This is a genomic window from Falsiroseomonas sp. E2-1-a20 (assembly GCF_051433195.1).
In the GTDB taxonomy this organism is placed as follows: domain Bacteria; phylum Pseudomonadota; class Alphaproteobacteria; order Acetobacterales; family Acetobacteraceae; genus Falsiroseomonas.
The window spans coordinates 163,912-179,937 of the sequence record NZ_JBHMFT010000008.1 but is presented as its reverse complement, the minus strand read 5'-3'; the positions used below and the strand labels follow the sequence as shown (position 1 = coordinate 179,937).

13 protein-coding genes are annotated in these 16,026 nt (G+C 68.6%); 12 read left to right on the top strand and 1 reads right to left on the bottom strand.

Going from position 1 to position 16,026, the window contains the following annotated elements; all coding sequences use genetic code 11:
• Positions 1 to 43: 43 nt before the first annotated feature.
• Positions 44 to 1,681 carry a phosphoenolpyruvate hydrolase family protein gene (locus ACFHPP_RS12545; RefSeq protein ID WP_437163586.1) on the top strand — a complete coding sequence of 546 codons (1,638 nt, stop codon included), beginning with the start codon at positions 44 to 46 and terminating at the stop codon, positions 1,679 to 1,681.
• Here ACFHPP_RS12545 and ACFHPP_RS12540 read toward each other — a convergent pair.
• Positions 1,645 to 2,220 carry a hypothetical protein gene (locus tag ACFHPP_RS12540; RefSeq protein ID WP_437163585.1) on the bottom strand — a complete coding sequence of 192 codons (576 nt, stop codon included), beginning with the start codon at positions 2,218 to 2,220 and terminating at the stop codon, positions 1,645 to 1,647. The two genes, ACFHPP_RS12545 and ACFHPP_RS12540, sit on opposite strands and share 37 nt — an antisense overlap.
• Before the next feature lie 162 nt (positions 2,221 to 2,382).
• Between ACFHPP_RS12540 and ACFHPP_RS12535 the strand changes: the two genes are divergently transcribed.
• The 11 genes from ACFHPP_RS12535 to ACFHPP_RS12485 all read left to right on the top strand — a co-directional run bounded on the left by ACFHPP_RS12535 (position 2,383) and on the right by ACFHPP_RS12485 (position 16,017).
• Positions 2,383 to 3,258, top strand: coding sequence for a branched-chain amino acid ABC transporter permease (locus ACFHPP_RS12535; RefSeq protein ID WP_437163584.1), 876 nt, complete (start codon positions 2,383 to 2,385; stop codon positions 3,256 to 3,258).
• Positions 3,251 to 4,246, top strand: coding sequence for a branched-chain amino acid ABC transporter permease (locus ACFHPP_RS12530; protein ID WP_437163583.1), 996 nt, complete (start codon positions 3,251 to 3,253; stop codon positions 4,244 to 4,246). The genes ACFHPP_RS12535 and ACFHPP_RS12530 overlap by 8 nt, the downstream gene beginning before the upstream one ends.
• Before the next feature lie 68 nt (positions 4,247 to 4,314).
• The gene (locus tag ACFHPP_RS12525; RefSeq protein WP_437163582.1) at positions 4,315 to 5,586 is read left to right on the top strand and encodes an ABC transporter substrate-binding protein; all 1,272 of its coding nucleotides are present in this window, start codon (positions 4,315 to 4,317) and stop codon (positions 5,584 to 5,586) included.
• A 56-nt stretch (positions 5,587 to 5,642) separates the two neighbouring features.
• Positions 5,643 to 6,389 (top strand): ABC transporter ATP-binding protein, encoded by a 747-nt coding sequence (locus tag ACFHPP_RS12520; protein ID WP_437163581.1) that lies wholly within the window; start codon positions 5,643 to 5,645, stop codon positions 6,387 to 6,389.
• A complete protein-coding gene (locus tag ACFHPP_RS12515) occupies positions 6,389 to 7,090 on the top strand; it encodes an ABC transporter ATP-binding protein (RefSeq protein ID WP_437163580.1) in 702 nt (233 codons plus the stop codon). Before ACFHPP_RS12520 ends, ACFHPP_RS12515 begins: the two co-directional genes overlap by 1 nt.
• Positions 7,091 to 7,104: 14 nt before the next feature.
• Positions 7,105 to 8,301, top strand: coding sequence for a Tm-1-like ATP-binding domain-containing protein (locus ACFHPP_RS12510; protein ID WP_437163579.1), 1,197 nt, complete (start codon positions 7,105 to 7,107; stop codon positions 8,299 to 8,301).
• Between the two features lie 2 nt (positions 8,302 to 8,303).
• On the top strand, positions 8,304 to 9,134 hold the full coding sequence (locus ACFHPP_RS12505) for a phosphoenolpyruvate hydrolase family protein (RefSeq protein WP_437163578.1): 831 nt from the start codon (positions 8,304 to 8,306) through the stop codon (positions 9,132 to 9,134).
• 11 nt (positions 9,135 to 9,145) lie between these two features.
• The gene (locus tag ACFHPP_RS12500; RefSeq protein WP_437163577.1) at positions 9,146 to 10,063 is read left to right on the top strand and encodes an SRPBCC family protein; all 918 of its coding nucleotides are present in this window, start codon (positions 9,146 to 9,148) and stop codon (positions 10,061 to 10,063) included.
• Between the two features lie 17 nt (positions 10,064 to 10,080).
• On the top strand, positions 10,081 to 11,139 hold the full coding sequence (locus ACFHPP_RS12495) for a sugar phosphate isomerase/epimerase family protein (RefSeq protein WP_437163576.1): 1,059 nt from the start codon (positions 10,081 to 10,083) through the stop codon (positions 11,137 to 11,139).
• A 20-nt stretch (positions 11,140 to 11,159) separates the two neighbouring features.
• Positions 11,160 to 12,284 (top strand): Gfo/Idh/MocA family protein, encoded by a 1,125-nt coding sequence (locus tag ACFHPP_RS12490; protein WP_437163575.1) that lies wholly within the window; start codon positions 11,160 to 11,162, stop codon positions 12,282 to 12,284.
• A gap of 415 nt (positions 12,285 to 12,699) precedes the next feature.
• Positions 12,700 to 16,017 (top strand): hypothetical protein, encoded by a 3,318-nt coding sequence (locus ACFHPP_RS12485; RefSeq protein ID WP_437163574.1) that lies wholly within the window; start codon positions 12,700 to 12,702, stop codon positions 16,015 to 16,017.
• Positions 16,018 to 16,026: the final 9 nt, after the last annotated feature.

Genomic DNA, 16,026 nt, shown 5'->3' with positions numbered 1-16,026 from the left:
TCGCCCTGCGCTAAACCCCGCGACGCTGGGCAAGGATAGGTGCATGGCGAAGCGGATGGAAATCCTCGTCGGGGCCGCCATCGGCCTGGGCATGACGGCGCGCGCCGCGGTGGATGGCGGGGCGGATTTCCTGCTGGTGCTGTCCGCCGGGCGCCTGCGCGTGATGGGCGCGCCATCGCTGGCCGCCATGCTGCCGATCCGCGACAGCAACGCCTTCACCGATGCCTTTGCGCGGCAGGAAATCCTGGACCGCGTTTCCGTCCCGGTCTTCTTCGGCGCCGCCGCCTGCGACCCGCGGCTTTCCATCCCGGCCCTGCTGCGCCGCATCAGCGAGGCCGGCTACAACGGCGTCGCCAACTTCCCTACCGCCATCCACCTCGACGGCAGCTTCCGCGCGGCGCTGGAGGCGGCCGGCCTCGGCTTCCCGAGGGAGGTCGAGATGCTGCGCGCAGCGCCCGGATACGGCCTGGCGACGCTCGGCTACGCCAAGACGCGGGCGGAGGTGGATGCGCTGCTGGAGGCGAAGGTGGAGCGGCTGTGCCTGAACTTCGGCTGGAATTCCGGCGGCAGCCAGGGCGTGCCAAGCGGCGTACCGCTGGACCAGGCGGCGGAACGGGCGCGGCGCCTGTTCGCCCATATCCGCCGCCGCGCGCCCGGCACGCTTTGTTTTGTGGAGGGCGGGCCCATCATCGACCCGAGCCACCTGCAACAGGTGTGCGAGGCCTCCCGCGCCGATGGCTACCTTGGCGGCTCGACGCTGGACCGGCTGCCGCTCGAGATGTCCGTCATGCAGACCACCTCCGCCTTCAAGACCACGCGGCTGCTGCCGCAGGAAGGTGACACGGTGGCGGCGCTGGTGCCCGGTCTGGTCGGGCGCTCGCAGCCGGCGCGGCAGCTCATGGCGCGCATCGCCCGGCTGGTGGCGACGGACCTGCCGATCCTGGTGGAAGGCGAGCCCGGCGCCGGGCGCACCACGGTGGCACGCGCCATCCACCAGGCCAGCGGCCGCAGCGGCGCGCTGACTTTCCTCGATGCCCGGCAGGACATCGCGGCCCGGCTGTTCGGCGAAGGCGGGCCGGCCGCCCTGCTGGCACTGCGGCACAGCACCTTGGTGATCGAGAGCGCCGATGCGCTGCCACCCATGCTGCGCGCCAGGCTGGCCGACTGGATCGAGCGCGGCAGCTTCGCCCGCTTCGCCAAGCCCGCCGAGCGCATCCCCGGTGCGCGGCTGGTGCTGACGCATCCCCTGGGCGGGGAGGCGCTGGCCCGTGCCCTGTCCGCGCAGCGCCTGGTCGTGCCGCCGCTCCGCGACCGGCTGGAGGACCTGCCCCTGCTGGCGCGCGCCCTGCTGCGCGGGGCGCAGCACGGTTCGGCGGAGCTGGAGCCGGCAGCGTTGCGCCTGCTGATGGCGCGAAGCTGGCCCGGCAATCTGCGCGAGTTGGCCGAGGTGCTACGGCGTGCGGCCACGGAGGGCCGCAACGGCCGCATCGATCTCGCGACGCTGGAGGCGCAGATCGGCCTGGCCAGCCTGGCGCCGCCGGCCTCGCCGGGAGATGAGCGCGCCTGGATCCTGGATGCGCTGCGCCGCAACCGCTTCCGCCGCGGCGAGACGGCCGCCTTCCTCGGCATCGCCCGCAAGACGCTCTACAACCGGATGCGCCGCCTGGGGCTGGAGGCCTGATCCGGCATCTGCCAGCCCAGTGCCACCCCGCCTTCCACAGCGACCCGCGTGGCAAGCGGCGTCCACCAGCCGGCGGAATCGGCGCGAGGTGCCACGCCCGGGTGCAGCAGGATGCGCCGCAGGCCGAGTTCGAGCGCCGCGTCCACCGCGGCGCGTGAGGTGGCGCAGGCGATCGGGGCGAAGCCCAGCCCGGCCAGCCGCAGCAGCAGCCGGAACTCGAAATCCGCTCGGTAGTTGACGGCGGCCAGGGCGGCGGCGGTCTCGCCTTCGAAGATCTGCACGGTCGGGTAGTTCACCACCTGCGTGATGCCGGCCGCGCGCAGCGTCGCGGCGAGGTCCGTCAGGCGCAGGAACGGGTCGCAGGCGAAAATCCCGGCGACCGGGGCGCCGCCTCGGAAGGGGCGCCCCGCGCCCAGCGCCGAGGCCAGGGCGCCGTTGATGTCGAGCACGGGCAGCAGCGCGACCAGCGGCCAGGTGTCCACGGGAAAGGACGCCAGCGCCGGCAGGAAGACGCGACCTGGCCGGTCCGCCGGACGCACGGCAGCGAGTTCCGCACAGGGACTGAGTAGGACGGGATTGCTGGTCATTACCCATTTTGACCCAAACATTGCGGAATTACCATCTTGCGGCGGCTCCACCTGCTCCGCCATCGTTGGCCCCGGATAGCGGCCCAATGAGGTCGCGGGGAAACGGGCAGGCGCATGGATCTGGCGGCAACCATCGTGTTGAACGGGCTGACGCTGGCCGCGCTGTACTTCATTGTCGCCAGCGGCTTCTCGCTCATCTTCGGCCTGATGCGCGTGGTGAACATGGCGCATGGCGCGATGTACCTGGTGGCCGGCTATGTCGGCTACGCGGTGTTCGAGCCGTTGTACGACCGCGATGTCTGGTACGCCTGGTATGCCGGCCTGGCCGCCGGCGTCGCCTTCGCCGCGGTGTTCGGGGCCGTGGTGCAGAAGCTGCTGCTCGGCTGGATGCAGGGGCAGGAGCTGCGGCAGGCGCTGGTCACCATCGGCCTGTCGATCATCGTGGCCGACCAGCTTCTGGCCGTGTTCGGCGGCACCCCGCGGCAGTTCTTCGCACCTGATGCGATCTTCGGCGCCACGCAACTTCCGGGCATCGGCGGCTACCCGACCTTCCGCCTGGTGCAGATCGGCATCGCGCTGGCGGTCGGTATTGGGCTTTGGCTGCTGCTGAACCGGACGAAGCTCGGCATGATGATCCGCGCCGGCGTCGACGACCGGGAGATGCTGGGCGCCTGCGGCGTCAACGTGCCGCTGGTGGGCATCGCCGTCTTCGCGCTGGGCGCCGCGCTGGCGGGCCTCGGCGGCGTCATCGGCGCCACGGCGCAGCCCCTGGCGCAGGGGGCGGATGGACGTTTCCTGCTGGTCTCGCTGGTGGTGGTCATCGTCGGCGGCATGGGCAGCGTCACCGGCACCGCGCTGGGCGCGGTGCTGATCGGGCTGGCGGAGCAGATCGGGCAGGCAGTGTTCCCGACCTATTCCGTCATCCTGACCTTCGTCATCATGGTGGCGGTGCTGGCGCTGCGGCCGCAGGGCATCCTCGGCCGTGCGTAGCCGCACCACCATCTGGTCGCTGGCGGGCCTGCTGCTGCTGCTGGCGCTGCCCTGGCTGCTGCCGCAGATCCTGCCGGCCAACCAGGCGCAGTTCTGGACCGCGAACATCCTGGGCCGCGCGCTGGTCTTCGGCATCATCGCCATGTCGCTGACCTTCCTGGCCACCTATGGCGGCTTCGTGTCCCTGGCGCAGATGACCATCGCAGGCGTCGCGGGTTACGCGCTGGCGGTGTTCATCGAAGGCGCGGTGCCGAGCATCGCCGGCGGGCTCGGCTATGCCACGGCGATTCCGGTCGGGCTGCTGGCGGCAACGGCCATGGGACTGCTGGTGGGCGCCGTCAGCGTCCGCACGCGGGACATCTACCTGCTGATGATCACGCTGGCGCTGGCGATGGGCGTGTTCCGCTTCATCGAGACCAACATCGCCTGGTTCAATGGCTACGAGGGCATCCGCAACGTCGTCGGCCCCACGATGTTCGGCGCGGATTTCCGCAACGCCATGGTGTTCTATCACATCGCGCTGGCCACGGCCGCGCTGCTGTATTTCGGCATCCTCTACCTGGTGCGGACGCCCTTCGGCCTGGTGCTGCAGGGCATCCGCGACAATCCGCGGCGCGTCGCGGCGCTGGGGTATTCGGTCGCGCTGCACCGCATCGCCGCCTTCGGCGTGGCGGGGTTCGTCGCGGGCTGCGGCGGCATCCTGTCCACCATCTACAACATCGGCATCTCGCCCGGCTCCATCGGTCTCGGCGCCTCGATCAACGTGCTGATCATGAGTGTCATCGGCGGCCTGGGGCATCCGATCGGCGCCTTCATCGGATCGCTGATCTTCACCGTCTTCGATACCTTCGCGGCCACGATCTACGACCGCGACCGCTTCAACACGCTCATCGGCATCGTGTTCCTGGTCATCGTGCTGGCTTCGCCGGACGGCATTATCGGCCTGGGCGCGCGGCTTCGCCGCCTGGTTACGCCGCGCCGGGAATGAGCCCACCGCGTCCGCGGGGCCATCCGGCGTCGCGCACCACCACAACAAGCAACCGAGGAGGATTGGCCATGCAATTTCGGATCACCCGCCGCACCGCGCTTCTGGGCGCGGCCGGCCTCGCCGCCGGACCGCTCACCGCACCCGCCATCGCGCAGCGTGCGCCCATCCGCCTCGGCGGCCTGACCACGCTGGAGGGCCCCTTCGCCACCGGCGGGCAGGATGCCTATCGCTGCGTGACGATGGAGCTGGAGCGCATCGAGAACACGGTCGGCGGCCGCCGCATCGAGTTCATCCGCGAAAGCTCCAACGCGCAGGCCGATGTGGCGCTGGCGCGCGCGCGGAAGCTGATCGAGCAGGACAATGTGGACATCATCCTCGGCCCGCTGTCGGGTGCGGAGGGCATTGCGCTGCGCGACTATTCCCGCACGCTGACGGGCAGGACCATCGTCAACGGGTCCTCCGGTGCGTCGGACACCACGCTGCGCAACCCGTCGCCCAACTTCTTCCGCTTCTCCACCGACGGCACGCAGTGGATGGCCGGCCTCGGGCGGCACGTCTACCAGACAATGGGGATCCGGGAAGTCGCGGTGACGGCAGGCGACTATGCCTTCCCCTACGCGCAGGTCTTCGGCTTCAACCTCGAATTCTGCCGGCTCGGCGGCAAGGTCACGCAGTACTGGGCGCCGCTCGGCACCACCGATTTCACCTCCCAGATCGCACAGATCAACCGCTCCGGCGCAGGCGCCGTGGTGGTGGTGCATGGCGGCACGGATGGGCTGGCCTTCATGACACAGTACGCGCAGGCCGGTGGCAACAAGCCGCTCGTCGGCGGTTCGATCATGGCGGACCAGACCATGCTGTCAGCGCGCGGCCCGCATCGCCGGGTGATGATGGGCATGATCTCCGGCGGCCCGATCGCGGACATCATCGACGACCCGACCTGGAACGACTTCGTCGCGCGGTATCGCCGCCGCTGGGCGAACGAGGGCGGCTTCGCCTCGCCCTCCATCCACGGCGTCAACTACGTGACCAACCTGTATGGCATCCTGCATGCGCTGCGAGCGGTGGATGGCGACCTGTCCGGCAACCAGGCGGCGTTCCAGCGGGCGCTGGCGGCGGCCGAGATCAAGGCACCCACCGGCGCGGCGGTGAAGCTGGACCACAACCGCCAGGCCATCTCCGACATCTTCCTGAACAAGATCGAGGAACGCTCCGGCAGTGCCGTGGTGGTGGCCTTCGACCGCGCGGCGCAGGTCAATCAGACGCTGGGCATGCCGGAGGCGCAGTTCCTGCAACTCGGCTCCCCGTCCCGCGACAATGCGGGTTGCGTCGCGGCCTGATTTTCTTCCACAGGGGCCGGCAGCCGCCGGCCCTGCATGTCCAGCACTGGCAGATCGTGAACCCACCGGCCATCTCGCTTCGCGGCGTCAGCCGCCGCTTCGGCGCCCTGCAGGCCCTGCACGAGTTAAGCTTCGATGTGCAGCCGGGCGAGCGCCGCGCCGTGCTCGGCCCCAACGGCGCCGGCAAGACGACGCTGTTCAACACGATCTGCGGCGATTTTCCACCAACCGCCGGCAACATTGCGCTGTTCGGCACCGACATCACGCGGCTGAAGCCACACCAGCGCACGCGGTTGGGCATCGGACGCACCTACCAGACCTCGCTGCTGTTCAACGGCCTGACCGTGCAGGACAATTTGTTCATCGCCGTGCGCGGCACGCGACCGAACCGTTTCTCCTTCCGCCGTCCCGCGCCGTGCGACGAGGCGCTCGCCAAGGTGCGGGAGCTGGCGGAGCGCATGCGCCTGTCGCACCTGCTGGCGGCGGAGGTCTCCAGCCTCAGCCACGGCCAGCGCCGGCAGCTCGAGGTCGGCATGGCGCTGGCCGGTGATCCGCGCGTGCTGATGCTGGACGAACCGGCGGCCGGCCTTTCGCCAGGCGATCGCCCGGAGCTGCTCAAGCTGCTGCACGACCTGCCGCGCACGCTGACGCTGATCCTGATCGAGCACGACATGGACATCGCGCTGCCGGCGGCCGACATCGTCACCGTCATGAAGGACGGCGAGGTGGTGGTGGAAGCGCCGCCGGACCGGATCGCGACGGACCCCGTGGTGCTGGCCATCTATCTCGGGGGCGGGCACTGATGCTGGAGGTCCGCGACCTGCATGTCCGCTTCGGGCAGGCGCATATCCTGCAGGGCGTCTCCCTGAGCATCGGCGCGGCGCCCGTCGCCATCGTCGGCCGCAACGGCATGGGCAAGACCACGCTGTGCCAGGCCGTGATGGGTCTGGTGCGGGCCAGCGAGGGCGCCATCAGCCTGGACGGGACATCGCTGGGCGGCCTGCCACCATTCCGCATCGCGCGCCGTGGCATCGCGCTGGTGCCGCAGGGAAGGCGCACCTTTCCGTCGCTGACCGTGGACGAGCATCTGCGCCTTGTCGCGACCCGCGGCGCGCGCTGGACCATCGACCGGGTCTACGAAACCTTCCCGCGTCTCGCGGAGCGCCGCCGCAATGGCGGCACCGAATTGTCGGGGGGCGAGCAGCAGATGCTCGCCATCTCGCGCGCGCTGCTGATGAACCCCAGGCTGGTGATCATGGATGAGCCGAGCGAGGGCCTTGCCCCCGTCATCGTCGACCACCTGATCGAAGTGCTGCGTGGGCTGCCGGCGGATGGCATGGGCCTGTTGCTGGTCGAGCAGAACCTGCGCGTTGCGACCGAGGTGGCGGAGGAGGTTGCCGTGATGGTGACGGGCCGCATCGCCACGACCATGCCGGCGAAGCGCCTGGCGGAAGATCCAGACCTGCAACGCCGCTACCTCGGCGTTGCCGGCGGCGGGCATTGAGGGGAGAGGCGGGGATGGCAAGGGTCTATGTCATCGGCACGATGGACACGAAGGCGGAGGAGCTGCGTTTTGCCGCCACCTGCCTGCGCGAGGCGGGTGCGGAACCGGTGCTGGTGGATGTGGGCACAAAGGGTCCGGGCGAGGGCGCCGATGTGCCTGCCGCCGAGATCGCGGCGCACCACCCGCAGGGCGCGGGCGCCGTGCTCGGTCACGACGACCGCGGCGCCGCGGTGGCGGCGATGGCGGAGGCGCTGACGCGCTGGCTTTCGGCGCGCACGGATATCGGCGCGGTGCTTGGCCTCGGTGGCTCGGGCAATACCGCGCTGGTGACGCAGGCGATGCGGGCGCTGCCGATCGGGACGCCGAAGCTGATGGTCAGCACGGTCGCATCGGGCAACGTCGCGGCCTATGTCGGGCCGACCGACCTCGCGATGATGTATTCGGTGGTGGATGTTGCGGGGCTCAACCCGATCTCGCGCCGCGTCATCGCCAACGCCGCGCATGCCGCCGCCGGCATGGCGCTGCACGCGCCGCCCGCGACCGCCACTGCGGCGAAGACCGGCATCGGCATGACGATGTTCGGCGTCACGACCGCCTGCGTGACCATGCTGCGCGAGGCCCTGGACGCGACGCACGAGTGCTATGTCTTCCATGCCACCGGCGCAGGCGGCCGCAGCATGGAGAAGCTGGCGGATTCCGGCCTGATTGCCGCGCTGATCGACCTGACGACGACGGAGGTGCCCGACTTCCTGGTCGGCGGCGTCTTCCCCTGCGACGAAGACCGTCTCGGCGCCGCGATCCGCACGCGGCTGCCCTATGTCGGCAGCGTCGGCGCCGTGGACATGGTGAATTTCGGCGCGCGGGACAGCGTGCCGCCGCAGTTCGCCGGCCGCAACCTCTACATCCACAATCCCCAGGTGACGCTTATGCGCACCACGCCGGAGGAGAACCGCGCCATCGGCCAGTTCCTGGTGGAGCGACTGAACCGCATGGAGGGTCCTGTGCGCTTCCTGCTGCCGCTGGGCGGCGTCTCCGCCATCGACGTGCCGGGCATGCCGTTCCACGACCCCGAGGCCGACGCCGCCCTGTTCGAGACCATCCGTACCGGCTTGGTCCCGGCGCCCAACCGCAAGCTGATCGAGGTGCCCGCCGCGATCAACGACCGGGCCTTCGTTGACGCAGTCCTCGCCGCCTTCCGGGAGATCACCTGACCATGCCACGCTTCACCCGCAGGGAATTGCTGGACCGCTTCAACGCCATGGTCGCTAGCCGGACGCCGATCATCGGCGGCGGCGCAGGCACCGGCCTCTCCGCGAAATGCGAGGAAGATGGCGGCATCGACCTGATCGTCATCTATAATTCCGGCCGCTACCGCATGGCCGGCCGCGGCTCCCTCGCGGGATTGCTGGCCTACGGCAACGCGAACGAGATCGTGAAGGAGATGGCGCGCGAAGTGCTGCCGGTGGTCAAGCGCACACCGGTCATCGCCGGCGTCAACGGCACCGATCCCTTCGCCATCATGGACCATCTGCTGGACGAGCTGAAGGCGCTCGGCTTCGCCGGTATCCAGAACTTTCCCACGGTCGGTCTCATCGACGGCACCTTCCGCGCCAACCTGGAGGAAACCGGCATGGGCTTCGGGCATGAGATCGACATGATCCGCCTGGCGCATGCGAAGGACATGCTCACCACGCCCTACGTCTTCAACGCGGAGGAGGCGGCGGAGATGGCGCGCGCGGGCGCCGACATCCTGGTGCCGCACCTCGGCCTGACCACCGGCGGCGCGATCGGCGCGCAGACGGCGTTGAAGCTGGAGGATTGCCCGAAGCTGATCGACGAATGGGCGGAAGCCGCGCGTCGCGTGCGCCCGGACATTATTGTCCTGTGTCATGGCGGACCGATCGCGACGCCGGAGGACGCCACCTTCATCCTGCGCAACACGACGAACATCAACGGCTTCTACGGCGCCTCCTCCATGGAAAGGCTGCCAACCGAAATCGCGCTCAGCGGCCGCACCCGCGACTTCAAATCCATTACCTTCTGAGGACGCATCCCATGGCCCGCGCCTATGCCTCCACCATCCTCGATGCGCCTGTCGAGGCGGTCTGGTCGGTGATCCGCGACTTCAACGGCCTGCCGGGCTGGAACCCGGCCATCGTGAGATCGGAGATCGAGGACGGGCTCGATTCCGACGTGGTCGGCTGTATCCGCAGCTTCCACCTTGTGAACGGCGCGCATGTGCGCGAAAGGCTGCTGAGCTTCAGCGACCGTGACTACGCCTTCTCCTATAATTTCGAGACGCCGGCCTTTCCGGTCGAGAACTACGTCGCGCGCGTTCGCCTGCTGCCCGTGACCGATGGTGACCGCACCTTCGCGGAGTGGGAGGCGGTGTTCGACGAGGCGCCGGAGGATCGCGGCAAGTATGTCGAGATCATCGGCACGCACGTGTTCCAGGCGGGCTGGGATGCGTTGAAGCCCTTGGTCATGGGCCGCACCGCCCCGTCGGGCGCGCGCCGCTGGGCGGGCTTCCAGCCGAACAAGGTGTGGTGCAGCACGGTGCTGGACGGACCTGCCGATGCCGTCTGGCGGGTGATCCGCGACTTCTCCGGCATGGGCGCATGGCACGACGACATCACGCAGATGCACATGATCGACGGCGTGCGCAGCGACAAGGTCTCCGGCACGCGCGACTTCCGCTTCGGCGGCAGCCCGCTGCACGAGAAGCTGCTGCACCTGGACGACACCGAACGCAGCTTCTCCTACTGCATCACGCAGTGCGAGATGCCCTGGATGAACTATGTCAGCGGCGCCCGGCTGTGGCCCGTGACGGATGGTGGCCGCACGCTGGGCGTCTGGACCGGGGATTGGGTGGCCTCGGCACAGGATGACGTGACGCTGATTCCCGGCGCGGAGCAGAATGTCTACCTGAAGGCACTGCGCACCGTGAATGCGCGGCATTTCGCAAAGCGCTGAACCAGGGGAGGATGCGGATGAAGACGATCAAGGGGCCAGCGATCTTCCTTGCCCAGTTCGCCGGCGACGCGGCCCCCTTCGACACGCTGCCTTCCATCGCGCGCTGGGCCGCCGGACATGGCTACAAGGGCGTGCAGATCCCGAGCTGGGACGCCCGCCTGTTCGACCTGGCGCGCGCCGCCGAGAGCCAGGACTACTGCGACGAGGTGCGCGGCACGCTGGCCGAGGCGGGGCTGGAGCTGACGGAACTGTCCACGCACCTCCAGGGCCAGCTTGTCGCCGTGCATCCGGCCTACGACATCCCGTTCGACGGCTTCGCAGCGCCGGAGGTGCGCGGCAATGCGGCAGCACGGCAGGACTGGGCCGTGCAGCAGATGAAGCTGGCCGCCCGCGCCTCCCGCCGCCTCGGCCTGACGGCGCACGCGACGTTTTCCGGCGCGCTGGCCTGGCCCTACGCCTATCCCTGGCCGCAGCGCCCCGCCGGGCTGATCGAGACAGCCTTCGACGAGTTGGCGCGGCGTTGGCGGCCGATCCTGGACGCCTTCGACGAGGCGGGCGTCGATGTCTGCTACGAGATCCACCCGGGGGAGGATCTGTTCGACGGCACCACCTTCGAGATGTTCCTGTCGCGTGTAGCCAACCATCCGCGCTGCAACATCCTGTACGACCCCAGCCACTTCGTGCTGCAGCAACTCGACTACCTCGCCTTCATCGATATCTTCCACGACCGCATCCGCGCCTTCCACGCGAAGGACGCCGAGTTCAACCCGACCGGGCGGCAGGGCGTCTACTCCGGCTACGCGCCCTGGGCGCAACGGGCCGGGCGCTTCCGGTCGCTCGGCGATGGCCAGGTGGATTTCGGCGCGGTGTTCTCCCGCCTCAGCCAGTACGGCTTCGACGGCTGGGCGGTGCTGGAGTGGGAGTGTTGCATCAAGGACAGCGAGCAGGGCGCGACGGAGGGTGCGCCCTTCATCGCCGCCCACATCATCCAGGTCGCCTCGCGCGCCTTCGACGACTTCGCGGCGAGCGGCGCGGACGCCGCGGCGAACCGCGCCATGCTGAGGCTCGGGCGATAAGCCGGCGCCTGCGGCTCGGGATGGTGGGCGGTGGGCAGGGCGCGTTCATCGGCGGCGTGCATCGCATCGCGGCACGGATCGATGATCGCTACGAACTGGTCGCCGGGGCCTTTTCCGCAGATCCGGCCCGGGCGCACACCAGCGCCGCCGAACTGCATGTTGCGCCGGAACGCAGCTACGAGAGCTGGCGGGAGATGGTGGCGCGGGAAGCGGCACGCGAGGATGGGGTGGAGGTCGTGGCGATCGTCACGCCGAACCACCTGCATGCCGGCCCGGCAATCGCCTTCCTGCAGGCCGGCATCCACGTGATATGCGACAAGCCATTGTGTCACACCATGGCTGATGCACGAAGCCTGGAACAGGCGGTGATGACCAGCCGCGCCCTGTTCGCGCTGACCCACAACTACACGGGCTATCCGCTGATCCGCCAGGCGCGCGAGATGGTGGCGGCGGGTACGCTCGGTGACCTGCGGATCGTTCAGGTGGAGTATGCGCAGGACTGGCTGACCAATGCGCTCGAGGACACCGGGCAGAAGCAGGCCGCCTGGCGCACGGACCCGCAGCGCAGCGGGGCGGGCGGCAGCATCGGCGACATCGGGACGCATGCCTTCAACCTTGCGGAATTCGTAACCGGCCTGCAGGTGGAAAGCCTCGCTGCCGATCTCGCGAGTTTCGTCCCCGGGCGGGTTCTGGATGACAACGCGCACATCCTTCTGCGCTTCGGCGGCGGGGCGCGCGGCATGCTCTGGTGTTCACAGGTCGCGCCTGGGCAGGAGAATGCCTTGCGGCTGCGGGTGTATGGCACCCTCGGCGGGCTGGAATGGGCGCAGGAACAGCCGAACCTGCTGCTCCATTCGCCCTTCGGCGAGCCGCCTCGTGCGATCCGACGCGGTGGCGCCGGCGCCCTGCCGGCCGCCGCGCATGCCACGCGCATACCGGCGGGGCATCCGGAGGGGTATCTCGAGGCCTTCGCCCAGCTCTATCGCGACTTTGCCGAGCAGGTCACGGCCGTGCGCGAGGCGCGCCCACCCCAGGCCGCCTGCACCCTGGTGCCGGGCATCCATGAGGGAATGCGGGGCATGCAGTTCATCGCGGCGGCCGTTGGCTCAAGCCAGGAAAATGCGTGCTGGTCGAAAGTGGCGTGATGCGCGCGGCCATGCGGGATCGTGACGCATGGCGACGAGGCGTGGAGCGGCCCGAGCGGGTCCGCCAAAGGATTTTGTGATCAATACCAGGGGGGTGCGAACATACCCTCCGGTCTCGCGATGCAGGCCGGCTGCCGGCGGTGCTGGAAAATACCGGGGATGCGGCGGCAACGCCGGCACAACCAGCGCTCACCACACCTCCAGAAAATGCGGCGCCACCAATGCCCAGGAACCAATGTCACAATGAACAACTTATCTCAGCAAGAAGACTGTGCGGTATAAGAACGTAATCATGGCCAAACGTATAAGCAATCTTTAACAATTTTGTTGAGTGTGAGCACCTCGACACTTTAGGTAACGCCAGGAGTAAATGAGCCAGGCAAAATTGCGCTTGGAGCTCAGGATCTTGGTTCAAATGATTTACAGCCGGCACCTCCCGGTCGACGAAGCATTCTACATCCTGCGCAATCCCGACATCGCGGACTCAGGGATGACCGCCCAGGAGCACTACACGACCTACGGACACTCCGAAGGTCGGGCTCCGAACGCCCTGTACGACGCGCAATGGTACCTTGAGACCAACCCCGACGTGGTGGCCTTCGGGATCGACCCGCTCGAGCATTTCCTGACCTATGGCTGGCAGGAGGGTCGCGACCCTTCGCCCCATTTCGATACGGCCTACTACCTCGCCTCGAACCCCGATGTCGCCGAGGCAGGCCTGAACCCGCTCGAGCACTATCTGTCCTTTGGTGAGCAGGAGGGCCGGAATCCCTCGGAAGCCTTCGACACGGCGTTCTACCTGGCCGAGAATCCCGACGTCGGCACATCGGGCATGAACCCGCTGACGCATTATCTCATCTACGGCGAAGCGGAGGGCCGCCGGCCGCTGCCCCCCACCTTCGCCGCCACTGTGGACGCCGATGGCATGGTCGTCTTCTCCGGCACGGCACGTGGCGACCTGGTCCTGGCCCTGGATGGCACCACGGCCCGCTTCACGCGGGAAGGCGTCGAGGCGACGGTCACCGACTTCGACGAGGTCGAGGCGCTGGCCCTCGACGGCCTCATTCTGGCGGCCGAGGCACCTGCGCTCTCCGGCATCGTGGTGCAGAACGGCGTCCTCGTGCTGGGCGGCATCACGCCAGGCACGGACCTGTCCCGCATCGACGCCGCAGTCGATGTGACGGTCCTGGTGTCGGAGGAGGTCGATCTATCCGGCAACCCCGACCTTGGCACGATCGACGCCTACGAGGTCGATGAAGGTGTCATCCTGACCCTTTCTGTGGCCCAGGCGGAGGCCTCCACCGTCAACGGGACCTACGCGATCCGCGATGCCCTGGCGAACCTGTTGGACGAAGCCGAGGTGCGGCCCGTTGTCGCCGGCGCGCAGGGCGGCGTCACGCTGACCGATGGCCCGGCGGTCGCAGATCTTGCCAACCTCTCGGCCGTGGTCACCGGGCCGCTTGCCTACTCCGCTATCGCTGACACCGTGGGCAACCTGGTCGTGGCCGATACGGTCAGTGGCTTCATCGTCCCGGGCACCGACCTCACGGTGACCGACGCCGCCAGTCTGGCGCAGCTTGCGGCGTTGGACGCCACCAACGGCGACGGCGCGCTGGTCTACACCACACTCACGGGTATGGCGGCGGATCTGGCCGCGAATGCCGGCGGATACGTCGCCGCGGGCATCGACGTCGAGGTGCAGGATGCTGCGACGATCGCGCAATTGACGGCCATCGACGCCGCGAACGGTGACGGTGCACTGGTCTATACGGCGGTCGCCGACTCGCTGGCGAACCTGATCGCGGGCGGCGAGGTAGACCCGTTCATCGTGGCCGGCACCGATGTCGCGGCCACCGGAGTCGCCACGGTGGATGACCTCGCGGCCATCGACGCGGCGAATGGCGACGGGGCACTGACCTGCACGGCGCTCACGGACACCTGGCAGCGCATCCTGTCGGAAGAGGCGCAGGGGTTCCTGGGCGATGTCGGAGTGGTCAGGCTCAGCAGCTACGCGCTGGGTCCGATGACGGTGGCGCAGGTTCAGGCGCTGCTGGCCCTGCCAAATCTACAGGATGTGTCTGCCGGTTCCATCGAACTGGCTGACCTGACCTTCAGCCTTGCGGATACGGCGGGCAACCTCGCCTCCTCGGCGGCAGGGGTTGCGGACATCGTGACGCTCGCCACCGCGGTGGGGGCGACCGAGGCGGCACGCGTCTGGCAGGCGGAGATCATCCATGCCCGCGATGCCGAGGCGGTCTACAGCATCGTGGACGGCTCCTATGCCCTTGCGAACGGTGACATGGCGGCTGTCACGGCCGCGGTGGACCTCACGGCGAGCAACCTGGCCCAGGCCGGCGAGGCAGCCACCATCCTGGCCCGCGACGGTGCGACCGGCGCCGTGACCTTCGGCATCCGGGATACCTTTGCGAATGTGGACGCCATCGGTGCCACGGTGCGCAACGCCGCTGTCGACATTGCGGTGACCACGCAGAGCTATGGGTGGCCCTTCCTGACCACGGCCCAGGCCAGCACCGCCATCGGCTACGGCAATGCCGGGCGGACCGATATCGCCTACATCCGCGGCACCGCCGCCGAGATCGGCAGCTTTGTCGCGGCCAACGAGGAGACGACCGGCCCCTCCGGCCTTGGCTACGCGTTCTGGGTGCAGGACAGCACCACGGCGATGCTGGCTGCGATCGGCGATGGCAGCGCGGGACGCCTGGGCTTCATGCGCGGCAACCCGGCGACGGATCTGGAAGGCGATCATCGGGCGGTGTTCGTCGAGGTATCGGGCCACTTCAACGTCGCGTCGGCCGAAACCTTCCGTCCGGCCGCCGAGAGCATCTATGCGACAGACACGAACGGCCGCACCTATTACGGCATTAACGATGTGGTGGCGGCCTACGACAACGAATCCGCCACGGGCAACGCGGTCACCGGTGCCGACCACCTGCGGGTGACGGATACGGCGGCCAGTGTCCATGCGGCCCAGAACGGGCTGGACGCCGACCACTCGGAGGTCTTCTCCCTGCTGGCCGCGCGCGCATCCTCCGCGGATTCGATCATCGTCAGCGGCAGCGCCGGCAACCAGTCGATCCGCGGCACGATGGGCTCAGACGTCATCGAAACCGGTGCGGACCATGACGTGGTCCGGGCCGGAGGCGGCGGGGACGTCATCATCGGCGGCAGCGGCGCGGATTATTTGTACGGCGAGGGCGGCCGGGATGTCATCCATGCCGGTGACTTCGCGGCGAACACGGTCTACGCCGATGCACGCTTCCGCGGCGCAAACCTCATCTCGGGCGGCGACGACGGCGACAACCTGTTCGGCAGCGTCGACTTCGACATCTTTGTCTACGAGGGCTCGTCCCGCGCCGCGTTGCGTGCGGAATCGGGCACGACGAGCCAGGCGCGCGACTACATCACGAACTTCCACCTCGGTGACCGTCTCCAGTTCACCGGCATCGATGCCGACCAAGTGCAGTTCTTCGGCGGCGGCTCCGCCAATGCGCAGGCGGTGGAGGCCGGAATCGTGGCTCTTTCGATCCGCTACGAGAAGAACATCCAGGTGCTGAACTGGGAGGGGGATGACATCGTGACGGCAACCCGCATCCTGGTCGACGTGGCGGACGCGAACGGGCGCTTCGACGATGTCGCGGACATGCACACGGTCCTCGTCGGCAGCAACATCGACGTGAACTGGGACGGCTACTCGATCCTGTACGGCGGCTGAAGCCAACGC

Bases quoted from the DNA above. Each gene is read 5' to 3' on its own strand.
- ACFHPP_RS12505 (WP_437163578.1), top strand. From the start codon at position 8,304: ATGCCACGCTTCACCCGCAGGGAATTGCTGGACCGCTTCAACGCCATG.
- ACFHPP_RS12495 (WP_437163576.1), top strand. From the start codon at position 10,081: ATGAAGACGATCAAGGGGCCAGCGATCTTCCTTGCCCAGTTCGCCGGC.
- ACFHPP_RS12545 (WP_437163586.1), top strand. From the start codon at position 44: ATGGCGAAGCGGATGGAAATCCTCGTCGGGGCCGCCATCGGCCTGGGC.
- ACFHPP_RS12510 (WP_437163579.1), top strand. From the start codon at position 7,105: ATGGCAAGGGTCTATGTCATCGGCACGATGGACACGAAGGCGGAGGAG.
- ACFHPP_RS12525 (WP_437163582.1), top strand. From the start codon at position 4,315: ATGCAATTTCGGATCACCCGCCGCACCGCGCTTCTGGGCGCGGCCGGC.
- ACFHPP_RS12490 (WP_437163575.1), top strand. From the start codon at position 11,160: ATGGTGGGCGGTGGGCAGGGCGCGTTCATCGGCGGCGTGCATCGCATC.
- ACFHPP_RS12500 (WP_437163577.1), top strand. From the start codon at position 9,146: ATGGCCCGCGCCTATGCCTCCACCATCCTCGATGCGCCTGTCGAGGCG.
- ACFHPP_RS12515 (WP_437163580.1), top strand. From the start codon at position 6,389: ATGCTGGAGGTCCGCGACCTGCATGTCCGCTTCGGGCAGGCGCATATC.
- ACFHPP_RS12485 (WP_437163574.1), top strand. From the start codon at position 12,700: ATGATTTACAGCCGGCACCTCCCGGTCGACGAAGCATTCTACATCCTG.
- ACFHPP_RS12535 (WP_437163584.1), top strand. From the start codon at position 2,383: ATGGATCTGGCGGCAACCATCGTGTTGAACGGGCTGACGCTGGCCGCG.